Source organism: Marinovum sp. (assembly GCF_034669705.1).
Taxonomy (GTDB): Bacteria; Pseudomonadota; Alphaproteobacteria; order Rhodobacterales; family Rhodobacteraceae; genus Marinovum.
This window is the reverse complement of sequence record NZ_JAXMOR010000042.1, coordinates 1-24003: the sequence shown is the minus strand read 5'-3', so window position 1 is coordinate 24003 and position 24003 is coordinate 1. Positions and strand designations below refer to the sequence as shown.

The window sequence follows — 24003 nt, the reverse complement described above, 5'->3', positions numbered from 1 at the left end:
AGAGCCATTACTCTTCGTTGTACCGGTAACCGATACCATAGAGCGTCTCGATGGCAGAGAAGTCATTGTCGACGCTGCGCATCTTCTTGCTCAACCGTTTGATGTGGCTGTCGATCGTGCGGTCATCGACATACACCTGATCGTCATAGGCCACGTCCATCAGCTGATCGCGCGACTTCACGAAACCGGGGCGCTGGGCCAGCGCCTGCAGCAGCAGGAACTCGGTCACGGTCAACGACACATCCTGACCCTTCCAGCTGACCGCGTGGCGCAGCGGGTCCATCCGCAGCTCGCCCCGTTCGATCACCTTGGTTTCCTCGGTATCGCCCACCGCGCCGGTCTCGACCGCGTCCTGGCGGCGCAAAAGCGCGCGGATGCGTTCGACCAGCAAGCGTTGCGAGAAGGGTTTCTTGACGTAATCGTCGGCCCCCATGCGCAGGCCCAGAACCTCATCGATCTCATCGTCCTTGGAGGTCAGGAAGATCACCGGCATGGTGGATTTCTGCCGCAGCCGCTGCAGCAGGTCCATCCCGTCCATCCGTGGCATCTTGATGTCCAGCACCGCCATGTCGGGCATCTTCTTGTTGAAGGCGTCGAGGGCGGATTGTCCATCATTGTAGGTTTCGACCTCGAAGCCCTCGGCCTCAAGCGTCATGGAAACCGATGTCAGGATGTTCCTGTCATCGTCCACAAGGGCGATCTTAGACATTATGTCTGTCCTTACTCTGCTCTGCATACATTTGTTTTTTTCCTCCTTTATGCCTTGATTTGAACACCGCAATCAATCGTTAACTGCGAATCAGACCGCCGGACCCCGTACAGCAGAGGCGAAAAGTACGAAGGAATGGCTAAATTGCCTCACCTTTCCGGTCTGGCCCGCCGGGGGCGAAAGATGATTGCGCTAAACCGTGATTTGGTGGCGCTAACTGTGTCCCTGCGTCCTGTTCACCCTAAGAAACCCCATGTTACACCGGTGAGACCACGGCCCGAAGCAGGGCGGCGGTGGCGGCGCATCTGGCCGTCTGCATCAGGACTTTCCGGCGCGAGACGCACGGATACATGGAGAGATAGAATGACATTTGGACGGGTGAACCCGCAGTTCCGGCTTGAAGATCAAGGGATCGAAGGTCTGGGCAATGTCTATTACAACCTCATGGAACCCGCGCTGATCGAAGAGGCTCTGCGGCGCGAGGAAGGGACCCTGGGACAAGGCGGCGCCTTTCTGGTGTCGACCGGCAAATTTACCGGCCGGTCGCCCAAGGACAAGCATGTGGTCAAGACCGAGAGCGTCGCCGAGAGCATCTGGTGGGACAACAATGCCGCGATGTCGCCCGAAGGGTTCGACGCGCTCTATGACGACATGGTGGCGCATATGAAGGGCCGCGACTTCTTTGTGCAGGATCTTGTCGGCGGTGCCGACCCGGCGCATTGCATCGATGTCCGCATGGTGACCGAACTGGCGTGGCACGGGCTGTTCATCCGCCACATGCTGCGCCGGCCCGAGCGCGAGGATCTCGACGAATTCACCGCCGATTTCACCGTCATCAACTGCCCCAGCTTCAAGGCCGATCCCAAGCGTCACGATTGCCGGTCAGAGACCGTGATCGCGATGAATTTCGACCGCAAGCTGATCCTGATCGGCGGCACCGAATACGCCGGCGAGAACAAGAAGTCGGTCTTTACCCTGCTCAATTACCTGCTGCCCGAGAAGGGCATCATGCCGATGCACTGCTCGGCCAACCACGCAGTGGGCAACCCGGTCGACACGGCGATCTTTTTCGGCCTGTCGGGCACCGGCAAGACCACCCTCTCGGCCGATCCCGCCCGGGTTCTGATCGGCGATGACGAGCACGGCTGGTCGGACCGCGGCACCTTCAACTTCGAGGGCGGCTGCTATGCCAAGACCATCAACCTCTCGCCAGAGGCCGAGCCCGAGATCTTTGCCACCACGTCCAAGTTCGGCACGGTGATCGAGAACATGGTCTACGACGACGAGACAAAGGAGCTTGATTTCGAGGACGACAGCCTGACCGCCAACATGCGCTGCGCCTACCCGCTGGAGTACATCTCAAACGCCTCGGCCAGCGCGTTGGGGGGCCACCCGAAGAACATCATCATGCTGACCTGCGATGCCTTTGGCGTGCTGCCACCGATCGCCCGGCTGACCCCGGCGCAGGCGATGTACCACTTCCTGTCGGGCTTCACCTCCAAGGTGGCGGGCACCGAGCGCGGCGTGACCGAGCCGGAACCCACCTTCTCGACCTGCTTCGGCGCGCCCTTCATGCCGCGCCGGCCCGAGGCCTACGGCAACCTGCTGCGCGAGAAGATCGCCAAGCACGGCGCCACCTGCTGGCTGGTCAACACCGGCTGGACCGGCGGCGCCTATGGCACCGGCTCGCGCATGCCGATCAAGGCGACCCGCGCGCTGCTCACCGCCGCCCTCGACGGCTCGCTGGCGGACGCGCAGTTCCGCAAGGACCCGAATTTCGGCTTCGACGTGCCGACGGACGTGCCCGGCGTGCCCGAGGTGCTGCTCGATCCGCGCCGCACCTGGGGCGCACGCGAGGCCTATGACGCCCAGGCCGCCAAGCTGGTGCAGATGTTTGCCGACAACTTCGCGCAATACACGCCCTTTATCGATGACGACGTAAAGGCCGCCGCAATCGGCTGATCTTTTATTGACGCCCTGACAATAAAAAACCCCCGGTGCCTGGCACCGGGGGTTTTTTGTTGCTTGGCCCCCTGTCTCACTGCGGGGGCGTGTATCTTTCGACGGATGTGGTCAGGAAATAAGCATCTCTTCCGGCGAGGTACCGCTTTCCAATGCCTGAGCGAACCAGCCCGGCTTGCGGCCGCGGCCGGTCCAGGTTTGCGTCGGGTCATCGGGGTTTTGGTACTTCGGCGCCGAGATTTTGCCGCCCTTGCCAGTGGTCAGGTCGGAGAGGGAAAACCCCATCTCCGCTGCCTTGGCCTCAAGTGCAGCCAGCGCTTCTTTTTTCTTCCTGTCCTCGAAAGTACTGATCGCCTTGTTCACCTGCTTTTGCAGCTGCTTCAGTTCCTTCAGAGACATTTCGTCCAGATCGATTTCCGGCATGTTTTCTCCGATAGCTGTCATCGTGACATTTCAGACCGTTAATTCATCGTGATTACGCAGTCAATTCGGATATTTGTGACACGAGGCCCATTACGGCTTTCTTAACAACTGCAGCAATGGGCCATTCGGCCCCTTCGACTGCAGCCTCCCAATTGGCTGACGTCAATCAGGTACAACATATAGGCGACTATTGACAGCTTGGCCCGTGCTTAAATTACGGGCGGCAAGATATGGCCGCTCCGTGCCATTGACGCAAATGCGCATCGGGATCAAAGCCGCCCCGGTGGCGGCTTGCAATGCCGGGGCAATAATCGATTGCGGCGTGGCGGCTTGTATCGCACTCTCGGCCAAACGGGCGTCAGAGCCCTTGAAACAAGGCGAATGCAGGGGCACACCAATGAATGTCGCGATGTGGTCCGGGCCGCGCAATCTCTCGACGGCGCTGATGTATTCCTTCGGCGCACGCAAGGATTTCGATGTCTGGGATGAACCCTTTTACGCCGCCTATCTGGCGCAGACCGGGCGCAACCATCCGATGCGCGACGCCATTATCGCCGCCGGCGAGACCGACCCCGCGAAAGTTGCGCGACGCTGTATGGCATCAGCGCCTGGCGGCCAGAAAAATTTCTATCAAAAGCACATGAGCCAGCACATGTTGCCGGGAATCGACCGCGACTGGTTCGGGTCAGTGGCGCATGTCTTCCTGATCCGGCACCCCGCGCGGGTGCTCGCCAGCTTTGATCGCAAGCTCGAGCGGCCCGGCCTCGAGGACATCGGATTTCGCCAGCAGGCCGAGATCTTTGCTCAGGTGCGCGCCACCGGCGCCCCGGCCGTGGTGATCGACAGCGCCGACATCCGCCGCGCGCCAGAGGGGATGCTCACCCGGCTCTGCGACGCGCTGAACCTGCCCTACGACCCGGCGATGCTGCACTGGCCCGAGGGGGGGCATGTCAACGACGGTGTCTGGGCGGCGCATTGGTATGACGCGGTGCACCGCTCGACCGGCTTTGCCGGGCCCGAAGGCCCCCTGCCCGCCCTCTCGGCGCATCTGCAGGCGGTCTGTGACGCTGCCCTGCCGCATTACCAGGCGTTGCGGGCGCACAGCCTGCCCGGCACCTCTGAGGCCGACAGCCACTGAACGCAATCGCATGAAGCCCGGCGCGCGACGGCACGTCAGACGCATCACGGCAGCGCTGCGCATCCTGATAAGCTATGGAATTTTCTGGAAACTTCCGCTCTTCTTCCGGTCTTTGAAAGAAGTGGCGGACCGAGGAGGATTCGAACCCCCGACCCCCTGATTCGTAGTCAGGTACTCTATCCAGCTGAGCTATCGGTCCGTTGGAGCCGGGGTTTAAGTCAGGCCCCGGAGGTTTGCAAGAGCGAATTTGAAGAAACTCACAAAGCTCCGCTCGGCAGGCGAATTTCGAAGACCGAGCCTTCCGGACCGGTCCGTTTCAGCGACAGCGCGCCGCCGTGACCGCGGATCAATTCCGCCGCAATCGCGAGGCCCAGCCCGCTGCCGCCCTTGCGTGCACCGCCCTGAAACGCCTTGAACAGATGCTCCTGCGCCTTGGGCGGCAGGCCCGGCCCGGTGTCGGTGATGCGGATCAGCCAGCTGTCCTCGCCCTCCTCGGCGCAGATGTTGATCTCGCCGGGTGTGCCGGTGGCCATGATCGCCTGCCGCGCATTGCGCACCAGGTTCGACAGCACGCGGTAGAGCTGTTCGCTGTCGGCGCGGATGTGCAGCGTGGCGGGCACATCCTCGGAATAGCTGAGGTCATAGTCGCCGGTGGCCAGCCGCTCGCTCTCCACCACGTCCGAGACCAGCTCGGCCAGCGCCACCCGGGTCAGCACCGGCGAAGGTTCCTCGGCACGACCAAAGGCCAGTGTCGCCTCGCAGAGGTTGACCGCACGGGTGATCGAGTTGACCAGCTTCGGCGCCAGCCGCTTGACGGCGGGGTCCTCGGACATCTCGATCCGATCGGTAAAGAGCTGCGCCGAGGTCAGGATATTGCGCAGATCATGGCTCACCCGCGCCACCGCACCGCCAAGCTGGGCCAGCCGCTCCTTCTGCTTGAGCGCATGGGTCAGCTCGGTCTCGAGCATCTTCAGCGCCTCCTCGGCCTCGCGCAGCTCGCGCACCCCGGCCGTGGGCTGGATGATCCGGCGGCCGTCCTCCGGCGCGGCGGCATAGGCCTTCATCTGCCCCACCACCCGCTTGATCGGCTTGACGAGGAACACGCGCACCGCAAGGAACAGCAGGAACGCGGTGGCGACCGAGATCACCGCCGAGAGGAACAGGATGCGCACCCCGTAGTCGATCATCGCCATGCGCAGCGGCGCGGTGTCCATCGACACCTCGATCAGCAGGCCCGCGTCGCGCAGCGGATTGCCGATCACCCGGACGATTCGCGGCTCGGGATCGACCAGCCGCCGCAGCCCGTCGAGGATCAGCGTCAGCGGCGAGGCATCGCGCAGGTCATAGGTGGCATCGATCGGCCGCGGCATCGGCGACGACAGGATCAACTGCCGCGCCTCGTCGCGCCTGAGCACCACGTTGTAGACCCCGGCGTTGCGCAGCAGCTCTTCCTCGAGGTCGGCATCGATCACGTCGTTGGCCAGCAGCGAGAGCGAGGCGATCTGGGCGCGTTCAAGATGGCCCAGCAGGTAATCCTGCCGGAACCGCGCCACCGAGGGGACAAAGACCATGACCTCTGCCAGCATCACGAAGACGGTGGTCAGGATCAGAAATCGCCCGGACAGCGAATTGAGCATAGGTGGCCAACCCCTTACGGCACCCAGCGCTGGACCAGTCCAACGATGCGTTTGACCGTGGGATTATCAAACAAACGCGGTGAGAAATAGGCCCCTGCGGCGCGTTTGTTGATCTCTCCGACCGTCGGATAGGGCGCGACCATGGCCGCCACATGCTTCATTTTCAGCTTGTTGGCGATCACCAGAGACCAGAGGTTGGCCAGCTCGCCCGCTTGATGGCCGGCAATCGACACGCCCACCGGCCGGCCCTTGACCACCATGACCTTGATCAGCCCGGCGGTCTTGCGTTCGGCGATCAGCCGGTCGTTGTGCTCGAATTCGAACCGCGTGACCTCGAGCTTATCTCCATGTGCGTCGCGCGCCTGCGACTCGGTCAGCCCGACCTGCGCCAGTTCCGGCGCGGTATAGGTGGCCCAGGGAATATGCGCCTGCGAGGTCTTGGCCGGCAGGCCGAAAAGCGCCGAGCGGATGACGATGCCGGCGTGGTAGCCCGCCACATGGGTGAACTGCAGCCCGCCCGCCACGTCGCCGATGGCATAGACGCGGCGGTTGGAGGTCTTGAGGCTGGCGTCGACGGTGATGCCGGCCCGGGTGGTCTCGACCCCGGCCTTGTCGAGGTCGAGACTGTCGAGGTTCGGCTTGCGCCCCACCGCCATCAACAGGTGAGAGCCCTTGAAGACCCGGCCGTCCTTGGCCTCAACCTCGATCGCCCCGGCCGCGCCGCGCACCTCGGCGGCCGTTGCCTCCTCGGCGATCTCGATGCCCTCGGCGCGCAGCTGGTCGAGCACGATGGCGGCGGTCTCGGGGTCATCCTTGCCCAGCGCCTTTGCGCCCTCGATCACTGTCACCGCGCAGCCCAGCCGGCGATGCGCCTGCGCCATCTCCATGCCGATCGGACCGCCGCCGATGATCAGCAGATGCTCGGGCCGCTCGCGGAGGTCGAACAGCGTCTCGTTGGTCTCATAAGGCACTGTGTCGAGCCCCGGGATCGGCGGCACCAGCGGCGAAGAGCCGCTGGCGATCACGATGCGCCGCGCCTCGATCCGGTGGGCGCCGGCCTCGACCTCGGTCGCAGAGATGAAGCGGCCGAATTCGCGGATCACGCGCACGCCGAGGCCCTCGAACCGCTCGACCGAATCGACCGGTGCGATCTGGGCGATCACGCCTTTCACGTGATCCTTGGCGGCGGCGTAATCCACCTGCGGCACAACGTCGGCCACGCCGTAGCGGCTGGCATGGGACTGGCCGTAGGCCGCCTTGCCGCTGGCGATCAGCGCCTTGGACGGCACGCAGCCGTAATTCAGGCAGTCGCCCCCCATCTTGTGGCCCTCGAGCAGCACCACCGAGGCGCCCATCTGCACCGCGCCGGCCGCCACCGAGAGCCCGCCGGAGCCCGCGCCGATCACCAGCATGTCGGTCTTGATCTTTTCCATGGTTCAGACCCCTTTGCCGCGGACGGCCTTGATCACGATGGGCAGCGCCGCCAAGGCCGAAAGGCCAAGCAGCGGGCCGAGGATATGGGGCTCCCAGAGCAGGCTCAGGTCGGGGCTTTCGCCGCGATCGAACACCGCGCCGAGCCCGACGCCGATCCAGGTAAAGACGATGGCGCCGGGGATGATGCCAACCGCCGTGGTCCAGACGAAGTTGCGGAACTTCACCCCCACCAGCGCCGGCAACAGGTTGGCGACAAAGAACGGCACCGCCGGCACCAGCCGCAACAACAGCAGCACGCTGATCTCGTTCTCGCGCAGACCGTCCTTGAGCCGGCGCAGCGTGCCCTCCGAGGCCTCGAGCCTCGCCGTCAGCGTCTTGCCGAGGCCCCAGCGCGCGGCGAGGAAGATCGCGGTGGCGCCCAGCGTGGCGGCGGCGACATTGAGTGCGGTGCCGGCGGCGAGGCCAAAGAGAAAGCCGCCGGTGACCGATGCCACCGCGGCACCCGGCAACGAAAAGGCGACGATTGTGACATAGACGGCGGCAAAGCCGAGGGCCATCAGCAGGTAATGACTGTCGCGCCAGCCCAGCAGCAGCTCGCGATTCTCGCGCAGCGTCTCGAAGGTCAGGTAGTCGCGCAGGGTGAAGAACCCGAGGATGGCGATCGCGACGATAACGATCAGCGGCAGGTGGCGCAAAAGCGCCGGGCGGGCCTTGGTCGGGGGCTGTGGAGAGGTCATGTCGCTCATTCTGACGGGGTTTCCTTGCGTCTGGCCAATTGTTTGTCCTCTGAAACATGAGGTCGCGGCCAGTGCCGCGACAGCGCGATCACGGCCGCTTGATGCAAGGTGACGGCAGGGGCGGCTTTTGCGCCCGCCCCGGACGGTTCTGAAACATTTCCGGCCGGCTGCGACAAAAAATGTTGCAACCCCGGCGCCAAAGGCGTCTTGCAGGGTTTGACTTGGCGGCGCGCGCCCCCTATAGCACGGGCTTCAGTTTGCCGCCGCACGCGAATCCGCGTGGCCCGTGATGGTGTGCGGCCCGGAATGGCCTGAGATGGCCCAGTTATTTGGAGACGGAGCGATGAAACGCACCTATCAACCCTCGAACCTCGTGCGCAAACGGCGCCATGGCTTTCGCTCGCGCATGGCCACCAAGGCCGGCCGCAAGATCCTGAACGCGCGCCGCGCGCGTGGCCGGAAGTCGCTGAGCGCTTAAGCGCTCTGTCGCGTTCTGACAGATGACACCGTCGGAGGCCTCCGATCCCGGCTGCGAAACCAGCCCGGAGACACAGGTCCCGGCGGTTTTGTCGTTTCCAGAGCTCAGGGTTCTGAAGAAGCGCGCCGCCTTTCTGGCGGCCGCCCGCGCGCGCCGTCAGGGCACCGGCGGCTTCCTGCTGCAGGGCCGCCAGCGGGGCGATGACGACGCCGCGATCGGCGTCGGGTTCACCTGTTCCAAGAAAGTCGGCAATGCCGTCGCCCGCAACCGCGCCAAGCGCCGGCTGCGCGAGATTGCCCGGCTGATCCTGCCGGAGCTCGGCCGCCCCGGCTGGGATTACGTGCTGATCGGCAAGGCCGGGGCCACCGCGACGCGCGATTTCACCGATCTGCAGAGCGACCTGCGCTATGCGCTGCGCAAGGTTCACGGGGATGGCAGGTGAGCCCGCTGGCCTTCGTGGTCTCGCTGCCGGTGCGCGCCTATCGGCTGATCTTCTCGCCATGGGTCGGTCACAACTGCCGCTATCACCCCACCTGTTCCGCCTATGCGATGGAAGCGCTGGAAAAGCACGGCGCGTTGCGCGGCGGCTGGCTCACCCTGCGGCGCCTGCTGCGCTGCCACCCCTGGGGCCGCGGCGGCATCGACAACGTGCCCGACTAGGCTATTGCACGCTCTAGGCTATTGCACGTTGGGCTGCGGCGCCACGGGCCGTTTGCGCGCCAGCCCCTCGCGCCACGCAAGGAGCACGCCGCCGGCGATGATCACCCCTGCCCCCAGCATCGAGACCGGCACCGGCCGCATGCCGAAGACCGCGAAATCGATCAGCGCCGCCGAGAGCAGCGTGGCATAGCTGAACGGCACCACGAGGCTGGCCTCGGCCCGCGCCACGGCGTTGAAGAAACAGCTCTGCGCCAGCGCCATCGACAGGCCGACGCCTGCCATCCCGGCCCATTGCGCCGGCGACGGCCAGACCCAGAACGGCAGCATCACCGCGGTGGCGATGGTCAGGCCGATCAGGTTGTTGACCAGCAATACCTGCAACGGCGCCTCGCGCCCGGCCAGCCGCTTGATGAACACCACCTCGAGCCCCAGCGCCAGCGCCGCACCCAGCGCCAGCAGCGCGCCGGACTGGAACGCGCCGGTGCCGGGCCTGAGCAGGATCATCGCGCCGCAAAAGGCCAGCCCGGCAGCGGCCCAGCGCACCGGCCCGACCCGCTCGCCCAAAAGCGGGATGGCGAGGATCATCGCGAAGACCGGGTTGAGAAAGGAGATCGCGGTGGCATCGGCCAGCGGGATTGCCGCCACCGCGGCAAACATCAGCGTCACCCCGGCCCAGCCACAGGAAGTACGCTGGATATGCAGCCCGAGGTGCACGCGGGTGAACTGCGGCCGCATCACCGCCACCACCAGCGAAAAGAACAGCCCGGCGAACAGGAACCGGCCAAAGGTGACCTGCAGCGGATGCAGGATACCGCCCAGCGTGCCGGACCCCAGCGCCTTGGCAAAGGCGGTGGAAGTGGCAATGAACACCGTCGCGCAGAGCATCAGCGCAATGGCAAGGGGCGGATTGTCGGCCTTGGCTTTGAACATGGGCCGCAGTTGCGCCTGAAGCGGCCGATTTGGCAAGCCCCGACGTGTGGTTCAGCCAAAGGCGGCCGGGTAGCGCAGCGTCTCGGCGGGGACATTCTCGCCAGGTGCGAGAATCGCCGTGTGGTCAATCGGATAGGGCGAGTTCAGCTGTGCCGCGCGAGCGGTGGAAAAGCCGCAGCTTTCGTAGAAACCGGGGTCTCCCAGCACCACCACGGTCTGGCCGGCCGCCCCGGCCCAGCCGGCCAGCATCCGCACCATCCGCCGGCCCTGGCCACGGCCCTGCCAGTCGGGATGGATCGCCACCGGCGCGAGGCAGAGCCAGCCCTTGGGCGCGCGCATCTGCGACAGGGCGAAATAGCCCACCGGCCCCGCCGCGCCCTCCGGTCCCGGCAGCACGCTCTCGCCTGCCATCACGCCCGCCTTGCGCAGCCTGGCCACCAACCGCACCTCCTCCTCGCCGCCAAAGGCCGCGCGCAAAAGCGCATCGACGGCGGGCTCTTCGCCGGGTTTCATCGCGCGCAGGAATCCGGGGGTTTGCAACATCACGTTTTTCCGATTGCCGGGACCGATGGCGCGAGGCTAGCCTCTGGGCATGACAGAGACCAGCCATGACGGCGCCTGCCATTGCGGTGCGGTGCGCTTTACCGTTCGCCTCGCCCGCGGGCTGGCGACGGCCGCGCGCTGCGATTGCAGCTTCTGCCGGATGCGCGGTGCGGTGGCACTGACGGCCGCGGCGATCACCTTCCATCAGGGCCGCGAGTCTCTGACGCTCTACCAGTTCGGCAGCCGCACTGCGCGGCACTTCTTCTGCCCGACCTGCGGCATCTACACCCACCACGAGCGGCGCTTTCCTCAGGGCCAGCTGGCGGTCAACGCCGCCTGCCTTGCCGGCGTCAGCCCGTTCGATTTCACCGAGCTGCCGGTCAGCGACGGCCGGGCGCATCCGTCGGACAATGACGGCAAGGACCGGATTGCCGGCGTGCTGAGGTTTACGCCCGCCGGCTGATCACCGCCCGGCAAGATGCAACAAGGCCCGGCGCAGCACTGCCACGTCCTCCGGCGCCAACCCCGAGACCAGCCGCGCCTCGTAGGCTTCGGCCACGCCCCGCAGGTCGCGATAGGCCGCCTGCCCGGCCGCGGTGAGCCTCAGATGCGCGACCCGGCGGTCGGCGCCGTCCTCTTCGCGCGTCAGGAACCGCCGCGCCTCGAGCCGCGCCACCGCCCGGCTGATCTTGGTCTTGTGCACCTGCGCCATGCGGCCGATGTCGCGCGCGGTCATCCGGCCATAGATGCCGAGGTGAAACAGCACCCGCCAGTCGGTGCGCAACATGCCGTAGCGGTCCTTGTAGATCTGCTGGAACCCGTCAGACGAGGTCTCGGCCGCCTGGTTGAGCAGGTAGGGCAGGAAGAGCTGCAGGTCGAAGGCGTCATTTTTCTCCATCCCGGCGGCGATAACCGTTGTTAGTTACAAATTCAACTATTACCTCGGAAGGTAACAGGAGGACGCGCCATGAAAGACACCCCGCAATCCGCCCCGCTGACGACAGCCGAGACCCCGGTCGGCATCACGCCCGGCTACATGCCCGGCTTCGGCAATGACTTCGAGACAGAGGCGCTGCCCGGCGCCCTGCCCGAAGGCATGAACAGCCCGCAGAAATGCAACTACGGGCTCTACGGCGAACAGCTCTCCGGCACTGCCTTTACCGCCCATATCCCCGAGCGCACCTGGTGCTATCGCATCCGTCCCTCGGTCAAGCATTCGCACCGCTACAAGAAGATCGACCTGCCGCAGTGGAAGAGCGCGCCCAACGTGCTGCCCGATGTCACCTCGCTGGGCCAGTACCGCTGGGACCCGCTGCCGCATGGCACGGGTCTGACCTGGCTCACCGGCATGCACACGATGACCACCGCGGGCGACGTCAACACCCAGACCGGCATGGCGAGCCACATCTACCTTGTCACCGAATCAATGGTCGACGAATATTTCTTCTCGGCCGACAGCGAGCTCTTGGTGGTGCCGCAGGAGGGCAAGCTGCGCTTTGCCACCGAGCTTGGTATCATCGACGTCGAGCCCAAGGAGATCGCCATCATTCCGCGCGGGCTGGTCTACCGCGTCGAGGTGCTGGACGGCCCGGCGCGCGGCTTTGTCTGCGAGAACTACGGCCAGAAATTCGAGCTGCCGGGCCGCGGTCCGATCGGCGCCAACTGCCTTGCCAACCCACGCGACTTCAAGGCGCCTGTGGCCGCCTTCGAGGACCGCGAGACCCCCTCGAGCGTCACCGTCAAATGGTGCGGCCAGTTCCACGTCACCGAGATCGGCCAGTCGCCGCTCGACGTGGTGGCCTGGCACGGCAACTATGCGCCCTACAAATACGACCTGCGCAATTACTGCCCGGTCGGCGCCATCCTCTTCGACCATCCGGACCCGTCGATCTTTACCGTGCTCACCGCGCCCTCGGATGTGCCAGGCACCGCCAATATCGATTTCGTGCTGTTCCGCGAGCGGTGGATGGTGGCGGAAGACACCTTCCGCCCGCCGTGGTATCACAAGAACATCATGTCCGAGCTGATGGGCAACATCTATGGCCAGTATGACGCCAAGCCCAAGGGCTTTGTCCCCGGCGGCATGTCGCTGCACAACATGATGCTGCCGCACGGGCCTGACCGCAATGCCTTCGAGGGCGCCTCCAATGCCGAGCTCAAGGCCGAGAAGCTCGACAACACCATGTCCTTCATGTTCGAGACCCGCTTCCCGCAGCAACTCACCGAATTTGCCGCCAAAGAGGCGCCGCTGCAGGACGATTACATCGACTGCTGGACCTCGCTCGAAAAGAAGTTCGACGGCACACCGGGCCGGAAATGACCGGCGCCGGGCTGAAACTGCTGCTGATCCTGCCGGTGCTCGCAGGGTTCGCCGGGCTGATCTATGCAGTCCAACGCCGCAACCGGGCGGACCGGCGTAACGACGAGAGGTGAATGCGATGTACATCGAAGGACTTGTCATCCCGGTCAAGAAAGACCGGCTGGAGGACTACCGAGCCTGGGCCGAACGGCTGGCCCGGGTCTTTCTCGACCATGGCGCCACGCGGGTGGTGGAGAGCGTGGGCCACGGGCTGGAGCCGGGCAAGATCACCTCGTTTCCGCGGGCCGTGATGCTCGAAGACGACGAGGTCGCGGTGTTCTCCTGGATGGAATTTCCCGACAAGGCGACCCGCGATGCCGGCATGACGGCGGCCTTCGAGGATCCGCGCATGGGCAACACCGACGACATGCCGATGGACGGCAAACGCATTATCTTTGGCGGTTTCGAAACGCTGGTGGATTGCTCATGAGGCTCTATTCCTACTGGCGCTCGACCACGTCCATCCGGGTCCGCGCGGCGCTCAACCTCAAGGGGCTGGCCTACGAGATCCAGCCCGTCGATCTGGTCGCCGGCGCGCAGCGCGGGACGGAGTATGCCGCAGTTAACCCCGGCCACGGCGTGCCGGCGCTGGTGCTCGATGACGGCAGCGTGCTGACCCAGAGCCTCGCCATCCTAGACTACCTCGACGAGGCCCACCCGGAACCGCCGTTGCTGCCCGACGGCGCGGTGGCCCGGGCCCGGGCGCGGGCGGCGGCGCATCAGATCGCGCTCGACATCCACCCGGTCAACAATCTCAAGGTGATCAACCGGCTCAAGTCGATGGGCCATTCCCCCGACGAGACGGTCGATTGGATGGCGCATTGGATGACCGAGGGCTTTGCCGCCTTCCAAAGGCTCATCCGCCCCGACACGCCCTTCAGCTTCGGCGAGATCCCGGGCCTTGCCGACCTCTGCCTGGTGGCACAGGTCTACAACGCCCGCCGCTGGGAGCTGGACCTTGCCCCCTTTGCCCGGCTGGTGGAGATTGACGCCAGATGCCAGCAGGTCGAGGCCATCGCCCGAGCGATGCCCGACCGCCAACCCGACGCCCCCTAGATCGCGCCCGCGCGGCGCCCCGAGACTGACAAAGGATACCGACATGCCCCTGATGAGAAGCTGGGTCGAGAGCGCCAATGCGCCCGACAGCCCCTTTCCGCTGAACAACCTGCCCTATGGCGTCTTTTCCACCGGCGACGAGGAGCCGCGCTGCGGCGTCGCCATCGGCGACCAGATCCTCGATTGCCGCGCGGCGGAATCCGTCGGCCTGTTGACCTTCGGCACCGAGCCGCTATTCGACGTGCCATTTTGGAACGAGGTGATGGAACAGGGACCGGAGCTCTGGGACCGGCTGCGCAACGTGCTCACCGGGCTTCTGGCCGAAGGCAGCTCGGCCCGCCCTTCGGTCGAACGCTTTCTCGTCGATCAGTCGGCGGCCACCATGCACATGCCCTTTCTGGTGTCGGAATACACCGATTTCTACGCCGGCAAGCATCACGCCACCAATGTCGGCACCATGTTCCGTGGCGCCGAGAACGCGCTCCCGCCGAACTGGCTGCACATCCCGATCGGCTACAACGGCCGCGCCTCCTCGGTGGTGATCTCGGGCACCGACGTGCGCCGCCCCTGGGGCCAGCTCAAGGGTCCGAACGACGACGCCCCGCGCTTTGCCCCCTGCGCCCGCTTCGATCTGGAGCTGGAAATGGGCGCCATCGTCGGCACCGAGAGCGACGGGCCGGTGACGGTCAAGGAAGCCGACGAGATGATCTTCGGCTACGTGCTGCTCAACGACTGGTCGGCGCGCGACATCCAGGCCTGGGAATACCAGCCGCTGGGGCCGTTTCAGGCCAAGGCGACCGCCACCACCGTCAGCCCCTGGATCGTCACTCGCGCCGCGCTCGAGCCGTTTCGCTGCGACACGCCAGCCCGCGAGACGGAGCTGCTGCCGCATCTGCGTGACGCCGGCCCGATGCTCTATGACATCGAGCTGGCTGTGACTCTGGCCCCGGAGGGCAAGGCGCCCAGCACCATCGCCGAGACCAATTACAACATGATGTACTACTCCGCGGCGCAGCAGCTGGCCCATCACACCACCTCCGGCTGCCCGATGAACCCCGGCGATCTTCTGGGCTCTGGCACCATCTCCGGCCCCGAGAAACACCAGCGCGGCTCGCTGCTGGAACTGAGCTGGGGCGGCAAGGAACCGCTCGCACTCGACACCGGCGAGACCCGCAGCTTCCTCGAGGACGGCGACCGCCTCACCCTGACCGGCGCCGCCCGCGGCAATGGCTTCACCATCGGCTTCGGCGACTGCACCGCCCGGGTGCTGCCCGCGCTGAAGGACCCCTACGCGCGCTAGGCGCCTTCATCTTGCCAGCTAAACTCCCGCCGGAGGCTCCCGCAGCTTCGGCGCCCCCCAAGGCCGGCGAGGGCATCCCCCGCCGGCCACCCCCCTCCCGCGAAGAGTGCCCGGCCCCGGGCCGATGAGCGCGCCGCCCGCGGTGTTGCCAGCGACCTCCCCTCTGGCCTGACCCCGCCGCATGCCCTAAGTCAGGGAGAAACATGCAAGCGAGGCCCCCCATGACCCGGATCATCCACTCCCTCTCAGAGATCTCCGAGCGCTATGACGCCGCCTTTGTCGATCTCTGGGGCTGCGTCCACAACGGGATCGCCGCCTTCCCCGAGGCCATCGAGGCGCTCAAGGCGTTCCGCGCGCAGGGCGGCACCGTGGTGTTGCTGACCAATGCGCCGCGGCCGCGCGACGAGGTTGCCGACCAGCTGCGCAAGCTGCAGGTGCCCGACGACGCCTGGGACACCATCGCCACCTCCGGCGACAGCGCCCGCGCCGCGATGTTCACCGGCGCGGTGGGCAGCCGCGTCTACCACATCGGCACCCCCGGCGACGAGCGCTTCTTCGGCCCGCTGAAGCTCATCAACGACCCCGTCGAGATCACCCGCGTGCCGCTCAAGGAGGCCGAGGGCATCGTCTGCACCGGACCCTTCGACGCCCATGCCGATCCGGCCGAGCTGCGCCCCGACCTGCTCTGGGCCAAGCAGAAAGACCTGCCGCTCTTGTGCGCCAACCCCGACATCGTGGTCGACCGGGGCGAGACCCGGGAATATTGCGCCGGCGCGGTGGCCGCGCTCTATACCGAGATGGGCGGCACCAGCCTCTACTTCGGCAAGCCGCATCCGCCGGTCTACGACCTTGCCCGCCGCCGCCTGGCCGAGGTTCGCCCCGGCGTCGGTGATGCCGCGATCCTTGCCATCGGTGATGGCCCGCACACCGACATCGACGGCGCCATGGGCGAGGACATCGATTCCCTGTTCATCTCTGGCGGCCTCGCGGCGCAGGAGACCAAAACGTCGCAGCACCCCGAGGAAACCGCGCTAAAGGCTTACCTCACCAAGGAAAACACCAATCCGACCTACACGATAGGTCGCCTTCGCTGACCCAATAAGGCTTGATTTTCTGCGCCTGCGAAGTAATTATATTGCGAATGTCGCCCCGGTGACGCGCTTTAATTACTTCTCATGGTCACGAAAGGGAGCCTCATGTTGGACAATCTGCCCCGCGGCACGATCTGCATCGAAGACATCGAGATGGGCATGACCCGTCACCTGCGCAAACAGGTGACGGACCTCGATATCGAGCTCTTTGCCCAGGTCTCGACCGACCGCAACCCGGTACATCTGGATGACGACTACGCCCAGGACACGATCTTCGAGGGGCGCATTGCCCATGGCATGCTGACCGCCGGGCTGATTTCGGCGGTGATCGGCGAGCAGTTGCCGGGCCATGGCACGGTCTACATGGGGCAGACGCTGAAGTTCCTCGCGCCGGTCCGCCCTGGCGACATGGTCTATGCCGAAGTCAAGGTGATCGACATCGAGCACGCCAAGCGCCGGGTGACGCTGGAGTGCCATTGCTCGGTCGACGGCAAGAAGGTGCTGATCGGCGAGGCCAAGGTGCTGGCACCGTCGCGCAAGTTCGATTGACACCAAGGGTCGCAGGGCTGTGTAACCTGGCGCAAGACAGCCCGCGCGCCCAAGCCCTGTGAGGATCGCATGACGGAATTACGGGTCGTCGCGGCGGAGGACTCGGCGAAATCGGTCTTCGACAACCTGATCCAGTTCTACCTCTATGACATGGCGGCGCAATCCGAGTTCCCGCTCAATGCGCAGGGCCGCTACGACTATGACATGCTCGAGCGGTTCTGGCAGCACCCCTATCTGTTCCTGCTGGAAGGCAAGATCGCGGGTTTCGCGCTGGTGATACGCGACTGCCCGATCCGGCCCAGAAGCCCCTGCTGGTTCATGGCCGAGTTCTGCGTGCTGCGGCCCTACCAGCGACAAGGCATCGGCAGCAGCGCTGTCCGGGCCATTCTGAAACAACACACAGGGGCATGGGAGATCGGCTGGCTCGAGACCAATGCGCCGGCGTCACGCTTCTGGCCCGCGGTCACTCCGGCCAAGGACCGAGCAGACCAGAGTTTCATGTTCGACACTCAGGCCTGGGCCTCTCTAGCCTTCACAGCCTGACCCCAACCGCCGCCCAAGAAAAAGCCCCCGCCGATTGCTCGACGGGGGCCTTTTTATGTACCGCGGGGTTTCCCCCAACAGCTTACCAGTCTTCGCGAACCACGACGCGGGTCTTGATCGGCAGCTTCATCGCCGCCAGACGCAGCGCTTCACGCGCCACATCTTCCGACACGCCGTCGATCTCGAACATCACCCGGCCGGGCTTGACCTTGGCGGCCCAGAAATCCACCGAGCCTTTACCCTTACCCATCCGGACTTCGGTGGGCTTGGAGGTCACGGGGGTGTCCGGGAAGATCCGGATCCAGACGTGGCCCTGACGTTTCATGTGACGGGTCATGGCACGCCGCGCCGCTTCGATCTGGCGTGCGGTCACACGCTCGGGCTGAAGCGCCTTGAGGCCATAGGTCCCGAAGTTCACATCGCTGCCGCCTTTTGCCTCACCGGCAATGCGGCCCTTGAACATCTTGCGGAATTTTGTGCGTTTGGGTTGCAACATGGCTTAGTTCCTCCGGCCACCGGCGCCGCGGGGGGCGGGGCCATCCTGGATTTCCTGGGCCTTGCGATCACGCGCTTGCGGGTCGTGCTCCATGATCTCGCCTTTGAAGATCCAGACCTTGATCCCGATGATGCCGTAGGGCGTGGTCGCCTCGACATGTGCGTGGTCGATATCGGCCCGCAGGGTGTGAAGCGGCACGCGACCTTCGCGGTACCATTCGGTCCGGGCGATCTCGGCACCGCCAAGGCGGCCCGCGACGTTGACCCGGATGCCGAGCGCACCCATGCGCATGGCGTTCTGCACCGCGCGCTTCATCGCGCGACGGAAGGACACGCGACGCTCGAGCTGCTGGGCGATGCTCTCACCGACGAGGCGGGCATCGAGCTCGGGCTTGCGCACTTCCACGATGTTGAGGTGCAGTTCGCTGTCGGTCATCGAGGCAATCTTCTTGCGCAGCGTCTCGATGTCCGCGCCTTTCTTGCCGATGATGACGCCGGGGCGCGCGGTGTGGATCGTGACGCGGCACTTCTTGTGCGGACGTTCGATGATCACACGGGCGATGCCGGCCTGCTTGCACTCTTCGTGAATGAAGTCGCGGATTTTCAGGTCTTCGAGAAGAAGATCACCGTAATCCTTGGTATCGGCGTACCAGCGGCTGTCCCAGGTGCGGTTGACCTGGAGGCGCATGCCGATCGGATTGGTCTTGTTACCCATTAGGCTTGCTCCTCGATCTGACGCACCTTGATGGTGATTTCCGAGAACGGCTTGTGAATCTTGCCGAACCGGCCACGCGCCCGCGGACGACCGCGCTTCATGATCAGGTTCTTGCCGACATAGGCCTCGGCCACGATCAGCTCGTCGACGTCGAGACCATGGTTGTTCTCGGCGTTGGCGATGGCCGACTGCAGGCACTTGCGCACGTCCATGGCAATCCGCTTCTTCGAGAACGCCAGATCGGTCAGCGCCTTTTCCACCTTCTTGCCGCGGATCAGACCGGCGACGAGGTTGAGCTTTTGCGGGCTGGTGCGAAGCATGCGCAGTTTTGCCATTGCTTCGTTGTCGGCCACGCGGCGGGGGTTCTTTTCCTTGCCCATGACTTACTTCCGCTTCGCTTTTTTGTCGGCGGCATGGCCATAATAGGTCCGGGTCGGCGAATACTCACCGAACTTCTGACCGATCATGTCTTCGCTGACGTTGACAGGGATGTGTTTCTGACCGTTGTAGACGCCAAACGTCAGGCCCACGAACTGGGGCAGGATCGTCGAGCGGCGCGACCAGATCTTGATGACTTCGTTGCGACCGGATTCGCGCGATGCTTCGGCTTTTTTCAGCACGTAGGCATCGACGAAAGGCCCTTTCCATACAGAGCGCGACATGAATTAGCGACCCTTCTTCTTGGCGTGACGCGAGCGCAGGATGAGCTTCTGCGACGCCTTGTTCTTGTTGCGGGTGCGCGCACCCTTGGTCGGCTTGCCCCAAGGCGTGACCGGGTGACGACCACCCGAGGTCCGGCCTTCACCACCACCATGGGGGTGGTCGATCGGGTTCATGACGACACCACGCACGGACGGGCGGATGCCCTTGTGGCGCATGCGGCCGGCTTTACCGTAGTTCTGGTTCGAGTTGTCGGGGTTCGAGACCGCGCCAACCGTTGCCATGCATTCCTGGCGGACCAGGCGCAGCTCGCCCGAGGACAGGCGGATCTGGGCGTAGCCACCGTCACGGCCGACGAACTGGGCATAGGTGCCCGCGGCGCGTGCGATCTGGCCGCCCTTGCCGGGTTTCAGCTCGATGTTGTGAACGATGGTACCGATCGGCATGCCCGAGAACGGCATCGCGTTGCCCGGCTTGATGTCGGCCTTGGCGGAGGCCACGACCTTGTCGCCGATCGCGATCCGCTGCGGGGCCAGGATATAGGCCTGGTCGCCGTCGACATATTGCACCAGGGCAATGAAGGCGGTCCGGTTGGGGTCATATTCGATGCGCATCACGACGGCTTCGACGTCATGTTTCGCGCGCTTGAAGTCAACGATCCGGTAGAGGCGCTTCGCCCCGCCGCCACGGCGGCGCGAGGTAATACGTCCGGTGTTGTTCCGGCCGCCCGATTTCGTCAGACCCTCGGTGAGGGCTTTGACGGGGCGTCCTTTCCACAGCTCCGAACGGTCGATCAGCACCAGCCCGCGCTGGCCCGGCGTCGTCGGCTTATACGACTTGAGTGCCATGCTTTCTGTCTTCCGTTTAGCAATGCGGGGCTGTTGAGGCGCCCCGCTATGTTTGGGCTCTTGCGAGCCAGGGTATAGGGCCCCGAAGGTCCCCGGTTAGAGCGCCGCCTCTCCCGCCCGCTGCGCCCCGGACGTGATCCGGGGCCTCGTGGTCCATGAGGTCCCGGGTCAGGCCCGGGACGGGGTCGGCAACTGCCGCGCGGTGCGAACCACCATGACGACAAAAACACACAGCCCCAGACGAATCTGGGGCGGTGCGGATGGGGTCTGATAGGGGAAGCCGGGAGTGGGGTCAAGGCCGAGCGCAGACTTGCCGCACATGACCCGGGCAGGCGGGATCGTTGCGGTGTCCGGTGCCCTGTCGTAAGCGCCCCGCCGGGAATTTTTCCAAATCGCCATGGAACAAACCCCCTGCCCCGTTCGTAGTCCTCGTGAAGATTGACACGAAGGAGACTATCACATGACACGTCTTACACTGCTCGCCCTGACCACCGCTCTGGTTGCCGGTCCGGCCTTTGCCGAATCGCATGTCCAAGCGACCGACGGTACCGCCATGGAAAACACCGAAGTGGCCACCGACATGGACCACAACGACACCATGATGAATGACGAGTTGGACTACGCCCAGCTGATCCGCTCGCGCGACATCACCGGCGGCGCGATCTATACCATGAACGAAGCCATGGACGAAGGCTCCTGGGGCGAATACGAAGCTGAAGGCGTCGGCACCGACTGGAACGAGATCGGTGAGATTGAAGACATCGTGCTTGACCGCAGCGGCCAGATGGTCGGCGTGGTAGCCGAGATCGGTGGCTTCCTCGACATCGGTGACAAGCACGTGCTGATCCGCATGCAGGACGTCCGCCTGACCGCCGTCGACGACGAAAGCTATGCCCTCGTGACCCGCAAATCGGAAGAAGAGCTGGAAGCGATGGAAGGCGTCGACGAAGGCTGGTGGGACTAAGTATCCCACTGAAGTTCCCTCAGTGAATTAACGAGTGAAGGGGTCCGGTTCGGGCCCCTTTTTTCATGCCGTGACGGCGCAACCTCAGGGCCCGCCCCCGGCATGAGACACCTGCATGACAAAAGGGTGCGCCGTCGCCGGCACACCCTTCGTGTCTGTCGCTGTGACCGGGGCTCAGAGGCCGGTGGTCACGTCGATGGTGTTGCCCTCTTCAAGCATCACATAGGCTTTCTTGACGTCCTTGCGCTTGCCCATCTGGCCTTTGAAGCGCTTGACCTTGCCTTTGGTGATCGTGGTGTTCACGGCCTTGACCTTGACACCAAAGAGCGCCTCGACGGCCTCCTTGATCTGCGGCTTGGCGGCGTCGATCGACACTTCGAAGACCACTGCGCCGTTTTCGGACGCCATGGTGGTTTTCTCGGTGATGATCGGCTTGCGGATCACGTCGTAATGTTCTGCTTTCGCGCTCATTTCAGACGAGCCTCCAGTGCTTCGACAGCCGCTTTGGTGAGCACCAGGGTGTCACGCTTGAGGATGTCATAGACGTTTGCGCCCATCGACGGCAGAACGTCGAGACCTTCGATGTTGCGCGCAGCCTGCGCGAACCCCTGGTTGATCTCGGCTCCGTCGATGACCAGCGCGCGTTTCCAGCCCAGGTTCTTGACCTGTTTGGCCAGCGCGGCGGTCTTGCCTTCGGACGCGGCGTTTTCGATGACGACCAGCTGGCCGGCTTTCGCCTTGGCCGACAGGGCGTGCATCAGGCCCAGCTTGCGGACCTTCTTGGGCAGATCGTGGCCGTGCGACCGCGGGGTCGGACCCTTGTAGATACCACCCTTGCGGAAGATCGGCGCGTTGCGGTCACCGTGGCGTGCGCCGCCGGTGCCCTTCTGGCGATAGATCTTCTTGGTCGAATAGCTGGTTTCCGAGCGGGTCTTGACCTTGTGGGTGCCCTGCTGCGCGTTGTTGCGCTGCCAGCGGACCACACGGTGCAGGATGTCGGCGCGGGGCTCGAGGCCGAAGAGCGCGTCGTCCAGCTCGACCGAACCGGCAGAACCGCCGTCGAGATTGATCACGTCGAGTTTCATTCCTCGCCTTCCTTCTTCTCGGCTTCGATGTCCGCCTCGGCGGATTTCAGAGCCTCGGCTTCGGCTGCGGCCTGTTCCTCGGCCAGGCGCGCGGCCTCGGCTTCGGCTTCTGCGGCTGCTGCGGCGGCGGCCTCTTCAGCCGCTTTCGCAGCTTCCTCGGCAGCGGACTTCAGCGCGGCCGGCAGGATCGCGTTCTCGGGGAACGGTTTCTTGACGGCGTCACGCACGGTGACCCAGCCCCCCTTGGAGCCCGGAACCGCACCCTTGACCATGATCAGGCCACGGTCGGCATCGGTCTTGACGACCTGCAGGTTCTGGGTGGTGACACGGACGGCGCCCATGTGACCGGCCATCTTCTTGCCCTTGAAGACCTTGCCCGGGTCCTGACACTGACCGGTCGAACCATGCGACCGGTGCGAGATCGAGACACCGTGCGTGGCGCGCAGGCCGCCGAAGTTGTGGCGCTTCATCGAGCCGGCAAAACCCTTACCGATCGAGGTGCCGGAGACGTCGACGAACTGGCCTTCGAAGTAATGATCGGCGGTGATTTCCTCACCGACGTTGATCATGGCTTCGGGGGCCACACGGAACTCGGCCACCTTGCGCTTGGGCGCGACGTTGGCTTTCGAGAAATGGCCGCGCATCGCCTGCGAGACCCGGTTGGTCTTGGCCGCGCCGGCGCCGAGCTGAACGGCGGTATAGCCATGCTCGTCGGCGGTGCGCTGAGCGACGACCTGCAGGCCATCGAGCTGCAGCACGGTCACGGGGATCTGCTTGCCGTCTTCCTGGAAGAGGCGGGTCATCCCGACTTTCTTTGCAATGATACCAGAGCGCATCATGGTCGTGCCCTCCTTATGCTTGCAGTTTGATCTCGACGTCCACACCAGCGGCCAGGTCGAGCTTCATCAGCGCGTCCACGGTCTGGGGGGTCGGATCAATGATGTCGAGCAGGCGCTTGTGGGTCCGGATCTCGAACTGGTCGCGCGATTTCTTGTTCACGTGGGGGCCACGCAGAACGGTGAATTTCTCGATCTTGTTCGGCAGCGGGATCGGCCCGCGCACGTTGGCACCGGTCCGCTTGGCAGTGTTGACGATCTCTTGCGTGCTGGAATCGAGCACGCGATAGTCAAACGCCTTGAGCCGAATGCGAATGTTTTGGCTTTGCATTGGTCATGAGCCTTCATTGGCGTTGAGGTTGAGAGGAGGACAGGCGACCACCGCCAACCCTCATCGAACCTTGAGGGCGGGGAATCACCCCGCCCTCACATTCCCGTCGGGAACCCGCGCGCTATACAGGGGGCGGGGTGGTGTGGCAAGGGGCAAGCGGCGGTTTAGCGCCCGCAGGCGGTGGCGGTCTAGTGCCCGCCGGCGGCGGCGGCGGAGCGCAGCAGCACCGCCTCCCGCCTCGCCCCCCCACGCCGGGTCCTCCTGCCGTCGATCTGCGCGCCTGTCGAGAGGGAAGGCCGTCCCGCGCGAGGTCCCTAGCCCCGGGACGCGGGCCAACCAGGCTCGCCCGCCCCGGGGCCTCCCGCCCTCCCCCTGAGTTCACCGGCGCAGCGCTTCGGCAGCGGCGCACGAAAAAAGGGCCAGTCGAAAGACCGGCCCTTTTCTGTCTGTCGCGGCCGTCCCGGATCACCTCCGGGACGGCGGCTCAGATCACTCGATGATCTTCGAGACGACGCCCGAT

At 64.8% G+C, this 24003-nt stretch carries 31 protein-coding genes and 1 tRNA gene; 14 read left to right on the top strand and 18 right to left on the bottom strand.

Going from position 1 to position 24003, the window contains the following annotated elements; translation table 11 throughout:
• Nucleotides 1-7 precede the first annotated feature (7 nt).
• A complete protein-coding gene (locus VOI27_RS20795) occupies nt 8-709 on the bottom strand; it encodes a response regulator transcription factor (protein ID WP_323768158.1) in 702 nt (233 codons plus the stop codon).
• Between the two features lie 363 nt (nt 710-1072).
• Here VOI27_RS20795 and VOI27_RS20790 point away from each other — a divergent pair, with 363 nt between their 5' ends.
• A complete protein-coding gene (locus tag VOI27_RS20790) occupies nt 1073-2671 on the top strand; it encodes a phosphoenolpyruvate carboxykinase (protein ID WP_323768156.1) in 1599 nt (532 codons plus the stop codon).
• A gap of 111 nt (nt 2672-2782) precedes the next feature.
• On the opposite strand, the gene VOI27_RS20785 is transcribed toward VOI27_RS20790, so the two are convergent.
• Nucleotides 2783-3094, bottom strand: coding sequence for an H-NS histone family protein (locus VOI27_RS20785; protein WP_323768154.1), 312 nt, complete (start codon nt 3092-3094; stop codon nt 2783-2785).
• A gap of 397 nt (nt 3095-3491) precedes the next feature.
• Between VOI27_RS20785 and VOI27_RS20780 the strand changes: the two genes are divergently transcribed.
• Complete coding sequence (locus tag VOI27_RS20780; RefSeq protein WP_323768152.1) at nt 3492-4232, top strand: HAD family hydrolase; 741 nt, start codon at nt 3492-3494, stop codon at nt 4230-4232.
• A gap of 122 nt (nt 4233-4354) precedes the next feature.
• On the opposite strand, the gene VOI27_RS20775 is transcribed toward VOI27_RS20780, so the two are convergent.
• From VOI27_RS20775 to VOI27_RS20760, 4 genes are all read right to left on the bottom strand, one after another.
• Nucleotides 4355-4431: transfer RNA gene (locus VOI27_RS20775), tRNA-Arg, on the bottom strand.
• A 58-nt stretch (nt 4432-4489) separates the two neighbouring features.
• Nucleotides 4490-5869, bottom strand: a complete 1380-nt coding sequence (locus VOI27_RS20770; protein WP_323768150.1) for a HAMP domain-containing sensor histidine kinase — start codon at nt 5867-5869, stop codon at nt 4490-4492.
• A gap of 14 nt (nt 5870-5883) precedes the next feature.
• On the bottom strand, nt 5884-7302 hold the full coding sequence (locus tag VOI27_RS20765; protein WP_323768148.1) for a dihydrolipoyl dehydrogenase family protein: 1419 nt from the start codon (nt 7300-7302) through the stop codon (nt 5884-5886).
• Nucleotides 7303-7305: 3 nt separating this feature from the next.
• Nucleotides 7306-8049 carry a TVP38/TMEM64 family protein gene (locus tag VOI27_RS20760; protein WP_323768146.1) on the bottom strand — a complete coding sequence of 248 codons (744 nt, stop codon included), beginning with the start codon at nt 8047-8049 and terminating at the stop codon, nt 7306-7308.
• Between the two features lie 334 nt (nt 8050-8383).
• Between VOI27_RS20760 and rpmH the strand changes: the two genes are divergently transcribed.
• The 3 genes from rpmH to yidD are packed head-to-tail and all read left to right on the top strand — an operon-like array spanning nt 8384 to nt 9178.
• On the top strand, nt 8384-8518 hold the full coding sequence (gene rpmH / locus VOI27_RS20755; RefSeq protein WP_048599009.1) for a 50S ribosomal protein L34: 135 nt from the start codon (nt 8384-8386) through the stop codon (nt 8516-8518).
• Nucleotides 8519-8540: 22 nt separating this feature from the next.
• Entirely contained in the window at nt 8541-8960 is a 420-nt protein-coding gene (rnpA, locus tag VOI27_RS20750) for a ribonuclease P protein component (protein WP_323768134.1), read from the top strand.
• Complete coding sequence (gene yidD, locus VOI27_RS20745; RefSeq protein WP_048532923.1) at nt 8957-9178, top strand: membrane protein insertion efficiency factor YidD; 222 nt, start codon at nt 8957-8959, stop codon at nt 9176-9178. Before rnpA ends, yidD begins: the two co-directional genes overlap by 4 nt.
• An 18-nt stretch (nt 9179-9196) precedes the next feature.
• Here yidD and VOI27_RS20740 read toward each other — a convergent pair whose 3' ends face one another.
• Both VOI27_RS20740 and VOI27_RS20735 read right to left on the bottom strand, forming a co-directional pair.
• Complete coding sequence (locus VOI27_RS20740) at nt 9197-10108, bottom strand: DMT family transporter (protein WP_323768132.1); 912 nt, start codon at nt 10106-10108, stop codon at nt 9197-9199.
• A 51-nt stretch (nt 10109-10159) separates the two neighbouring features.
• Nucleotides 10160-10651, bottom strand: coding sequence for an N-acetyltransferase (locus tag VOI27_RS20735; RefSeq protein ID WP_323768130.1), 492 nt, complete (start codon nt 10649-10651; stop codon nt 10160-10162).
• Between the two features lie 49 nt (nt 10652-10700).
• On the opposite strand from VOI27_RS20735, the gene VOI27_RS20730 reads away from it, so the two are divergent.
• The gene (locus tag VOI27_RS20730; RefSeq protein ID WP_323768128.1) at nt 10701-11114 is read left to right on the top strand and encodes a GFA family protein; all 414 of its coding nucleotides are present in this window, start codon (nt 10701-10703) and stop codon (nt 11112-11114) included.
• Here the strand turns inward: VOI27_RS20730 and VOI27_RS20725 are convergent, their stop codons facing one another.
• Nucleotides 11115-11549 (bottom strand): MarR family winged helix-turn-helix transcriptional regulator, encoded by a 435-nt coding sequence (locus VOI27_RS20725; RefSeq protein WP_323768126.1) that lies wholly within the window; start codon nt 11547-11549, stop codon nt 11115-11117.
• A gap of 69 nt (nt 11550-11618) precedes the next feature.
• Between VOI27_RS20725 and hmgA the strand changes: the two genes are divergently transcribed.
• The 7 genes from hmgA (at nt 11619) to VOI27_RS20690 (ending at nt 17549) form a co-directional block, all read left to right on the top strand.
• Nucleotides 11619-12971, top strand: coding sequence for a homogentisate 1,2-dioxygenase (gene hmgA / locus VOI27_RS20720; RefSeq protein WP_416374703.1), 1353 nt, complete (start codon nt 11619-11621; stop codon nt 12969-12971).
• A gap of 118 nt (nt 12972-13089) precedes the next feature.
• On the top strand, nt 13090-13440 hold the full coding sequence (locus VOI27_RS20715) for a DUF1428 domain-containing protein (protein WP_323768124.1): 351 nt from the start codon (nt 13090-13092) through the stop codon (nt 13438-13440).
• Nucleotides 13437-14066 carry a maleylacetoacetate isomerase gene (gene maiA, locus VOI27_RS20710; protein WP_323768122.1) on the top strand — a complete coding sequence of 210 codons (630 nt, stop codon included), beginning with the start codon at nt 13437-13439 and terminating at the stop codon, nt 14064-14066. The genes VOI27_RS20715 and maiA overlap by 4 nt, the downstream gene beginning before the upstream one ends.
• Nucleotides 14067-14109: 43 nt before the next feature.
• Entirely contained in the window at nt 14110-15366 is a 1257-nt protein-coding gene (fahA, locus tag VOI27_RS20705; RefSeq protein ID WP_323768120.1) for a fumarylacetoacetase, read from the top strand.
• A 221-nt stretch (nt 15367-15587) separates the two neighbouring features.
• A complete protein-coding gene (locus VOI27_RS20700) occupies nt 15588-16460 on the top strand; it encodes a TIGR01459 family HAD-type hydrolase (protein WP_323768119.1) in 873 nt (290 codons plus the stop codon).
• A gap of 102 nt (nt 16461-16562) precedes the next feature.
• A complete protein-coding gene (locus VOI27_RS20695; RefSeq protein WP_323768117.1) occupies nt 16563-17006 on the top strand; it encodes a MaoC family dehydratase in 444 nt (147 codons plus the stop codon).
• 69 nt (nt 17007-17075) lie between these two features.
• Nucleotides 17076-17549 (top strand): GNAT family N-acetyltransferase, encoded by a 474-nt coding sequence (locus VOI27_RS20690; RefSeq protein WP_323768115.1) that lies wholly within the window; start codon nt 17076-17078, stop codon nt 17547-17549.
• 82 nt (nt 17550-17631) lie between these two features.
• On the opposite strand, the gene rplP is transcribed toward VOI27_RS20690, so the two are convergent.
• Genes rplP through rplB form a run of 5 tightly spaced genes read right to left on the bottom strand, consistent with a single transcriptional unit; the run spans nt 17632 to nt 20267 of the window.
• Nucleotides 17632-18045 carry a 50S ribosomal protein L16 gene (gene rplP, locus VOI27_RS20685; protein ID WP_048532933.1) on the bottom strand — a complete coding sequence of 138 codons (414 nt, stop codon included), beginning with the start codon at nt 18043-18045 and terminating at the stop codon, nt 17632-17634.
• 3 nt (nt 18046-18048) lie between these two features.
• The gene (gene rpsC, locus VOI27_RS20680) at nt 18049-18759 is read right to left on the bottom strand and encodes a 30S ribosomal protein S3 (protein WP_323768112.1); all 711 of its coding nucleotides are present in this window, start codon (nt 18757-18759) and stop codon (nt 18049-18051) included.
• The gene (gene rplV, locus VOI27_RS20675; RefSeq protein WP_323768110.1) at nt 18759-19139 is read right to left on the bottom strand and encodes a 50S ribosomal protein L22; all 381 of its coding nucleotides are present in this window, start codon (nt 19137-19139) and stop codon (nt 18759-18761) included. Before rplV ends, rpsC begins: the two co-directional genes overlap by 1 nt.
• A 3-nt stretch (nt 19140-19142) precedes the next feature.
• Nucleotides 19143-19421 carry a 30S ribosomal protein S19 gene (gene rpsS, locus VOI27_RS20670; protein WP_048532936.1) on the bottom strand — a complete coding sequence of 93 codons (279 nt, stop codon included), beginning with the start codon at nt 19419-19421 and terminating at the stop codon, nt 19143-19145.
• A gap of 3 nt (nt 19422-19424) precedes the next feature.
• Nucleotides 19425-20267 carry a 50S ribosomal protein L2 gene (gene rplB, locus VOI27_RS20665; protein ID WP_323768106.1) on the bottom strand — a complete coding sequence of 281 codons (843 nt, stop codon included), beginning with the start codon at nt 20265-20267 and terminating at the stop codon, nt 19425-19427.
• A gap of 460 nt (nt 20268-20727) precedes the next feature.
• On the opposite strand from rplB, the gene VOI27_RS20660 reads away from it, so the two are divergent.
• Nucleotides 20728-21231 (top strand): PRC-barrel domain-containing protein, encoded by a 504-nt coding sequence (locus tag VOI27_RS20660; protein ID WP_323768104.1) that lies wholly within the window; start codon nt 20728-20730, stop codon nt 21229-21231.
• A 174-nt stretch (nt 21232-21405) separates the two neighbouring features.
• On the opposite strand, the gene VOI27_RS20655 is transcribed toward VOI27_RS20660, so the two are convergent.
• Genes VOI27_RS20655 through rpsJ form a run of 4 tightly spaced genes read right to left on the bottom strand, consistent with a single transcriptional unit; the run spans nt 21406 to nt 23483 of the window.
• A complete protein-coding gene (locus tag VOI27_RS20655; protein WP_323768102.1) occupies nt 21406-21702 on the bottom strand; it encodes a 50S ribosomal protein L23 in 297 nt (98 codons plus the stop codon).
• Nucleotides 21699-22316 carry a 50S ribosomal protein L4 gene (gene rplD, locus VOI27_RS20650; protein WP_323768100.1) on the bottom strand — a complete coding sequence of 206 codons (618 nt, stop codon included), beginning with the start codon at nt 22314-22316 and terminating at the stop codon, nt 21699-21701. The genes VOI27_RS20655 and rplD overlap by 4 nt, the downstream gene beginning before the upstream one ends.
• The gene (gene rplC, locus VOI27_RS20645) at nt 22313-23155 is read right to left on the bottom strand and encodes a 50S ribosomal protein L3 (RefSeq protein WP_323768098.1); all 843 of its coding nucleotides are present in this window, start codon (nt 23153-23155) and stop codon (nt 22313-22315) included. The genes rplD and rplC overlap by 4 nt, the downstream gene beginning before the upstream one ends.
• A 13-nt stretch (nt 23156-23168) precedes the next feature.
• Nucleotides 23169-23483 carry a 30S ribosomal protein S10 gene (rpsJ, locus tag VOI27_RS20640; protein ID WP_323768096.1) on the bottom strand — a complete coding sequence of 105 codons (315 nt, stop codon included), beginning with the start codon at nt 23481-23483 and terminating at the stop codon, nt 23169-23171.
• Nucleotides 23484-24003: the final 520 nt, after the last annotated feature.

Coding starts and splice junctions, on each gene's coding strand:
- VOI27_RS20795 (WP_323768158.1), bottom strand. CDS start 709: ATGTCTAAGATCGCCCTTGTGGACGATGACAGGAACATCCTGACATCG.
- VOI27_RS20790 (WP_323768156.1), top strand. CDS start 1,073: ATGACATTTGGACGGGTGAACCCGCAGTTCCGGCTTGAAGATCAAGGG.
- VOI27_RS20785 (WP_323768154.1), bottom strand. CDS start 3,094: ATGCCGGAAATCGATCTGGACGAAATGTCTCTGAAGGAACTGAAGCAG.
- VOI27_RS20780 (WP_323768152.1), top strand. CDS start 3,492: ATGAATGTCGCGATGTGGTCCGGGCCGCGCAATCTCTCGACGGCGCTG.
- VOI27_RS20770 (WP_323768150.1), bottom strand. CDS start 5,869: ATGCTCAATTCGCTGTCCGGGCGATTTCTGATCCTGACCACCGTCTTC.
- VOI27_RS20765 (WP_323768148.1), bottom strand. CDS start 7,302: ATGGAAAAGATCAAGACCGACATGCTGGTGATCGGCGCGGGCTCCGGC.
- VOI27_RS20760 (WP_323768146.1), bottom strand. CDS start 8,049: ATGAGCGACATGACCTCTCCACAGCCCCCGACCAAGGCCCGCCCGGCG.
- rpmH (WP_048599009.1), top strand. CDS start 8,384: ATGAAACGCACCTATCAACCCTCGAACCTCGTGCGCAAACGGCGCCAT.
- rnpA (WP_323768134.1), top strand. CDS start 8,541: ATGACACCGTCGGAGGCCTCCGATCCCGGCTGCGAAACCAGCCCGGAG.
- VOI27_RS20740 (WP_323768132.1), bottom strand. CDS start 10,108: ATGTTCAAAGCCAAGGCCGACAATCCGCCCCTTGCCATTGCGCTGATG.
- VOI27_RS20735 (WP_323768130.1), bottom strand. CDS start 10,651: ATGTTGCAAACCCCCGGATTCCTGCGCGCGATGAAACCCGGCGAAGAG.
- VOI27_RS20730 (WP_323768128.1), top strand. CDS start 10,701: ATGACAGAGACCAGCCATGACGGCGCCTGCCATTGCGGTGCGGTGCGC.
- VOI27_RS20725 (WP_323768126.1), bottom strand. CDS start 11,549: ATGGAGAAAAATGACGCCTTCGACCTGCAGCTCTTCCTGCCCTACCTG.
- hmgA (WP_416374703.1), top strand. CDS start 11,619: ATGAAAGACACCCCGCAATCCGCCCCGCTGACGACAGCCGAGACCCCG.
- VOI27_RS20715 (WP_323768124.1), top strand. CDS start 13,090: ATGTACATCGAAGGACTTGTCATCCCGGTCAAGAAAGACCGGCTGGAG.
- maiA (WP_323768122.1), top strand. CDS start 13,437: ATGAGGCTCTATTCCTACTGGCGCTCGACCACGTCCATCCGGGTCCGC.
- fahA (WP_323768120.1), top strand. CDS start 14,110: ATGCCCCTGATGAGAAGCTGGGTCGAGAGCGCCAATGCGCCCGACAGC.
- VOI27_RS20700 (WP_323768119.1), top strand. CDS start 15,588: ATGACCCGGATCATCCACTCCCTCTCAGAGATCTCCGAGCGCTATGAC.
- VOI27_RS20695 (WP_323768117.1), top strand. CDS start 16,563: ATGTTGGACAATCTGCCCCGCGGCACGATCTGCATCGAAGACATCGAG.
- VOI27_RS20690 (WP_323768115.1), top strand. CDS start 17,076: ATGACGGAATTACGGGTCGTCGCGGCGGAGGACTCGGCGAAATCGGTC.
- rplP (WP_048532933.1), bottom strand. CDS start 18,045: ATGTTGCAACCCAAACGCACAAAATTCCGCAAGATGTTCAAGGGCCGC.
- rpsC (WP_323768112.1), bottom strand. CDS start 18,759: ATGGGTAACAAGACCAATCCGATCGGCATGCGCCTCCAGGTCAACCGC.
- rplV (WP_323768110.1), bottom strand. CDS start 19,139: ATGGGCAAGGAAAAGAACCCCCGCCGCGTGGCCGACAACGAAGCAATG.
- rpsS (WP_048532936.1), bottom strand. CDS start 19,421: ATGTCGCGCTCTGTATGGAAAGGGCCTTTCGTCGATGCCTACGTGCTG.
- rplB (WP_323768106.1), bottom strand. CDS start 20,267: ATGGCACTCAAGTCGTATAAGCCGACGACGCCGGGCCAGCGCGGGCTG.
- VOI27_RS20660 (WP_323768104.1), top strand. CDS start 20,728: ATGACACGTCTTACACTGCTCGCCCTGACCACCGCTCTGGTTGCCGGT.
- VOI27_RS20655 (WP_323768102.1), bottom strand. CDS start 21,702: ATGAGCGCGAAAGCAGAACATTACGACGTGATCCGCAAGCCGATCATC.
- rplD (WP_323768100.1), bottom strand. CDS start 22,316: ATGAAACTCGACGTGATCAATCTCGACGGCGGTTCTGCCGGTTCGGTC.
- rplC (WP_323768098.1), bottom strand. CDS start 23,155: ATGATGCGCTCTGGTATCATTGCAAAGAAAGTCGGGATGACCCGCCTC.
- rpsJ (WP_323768096.1), bottom strand. CDS start 23,483: ATGCAAAGCCAAAACATTCGCATTCGGCTCAAGGCGTTTGACTATCGC.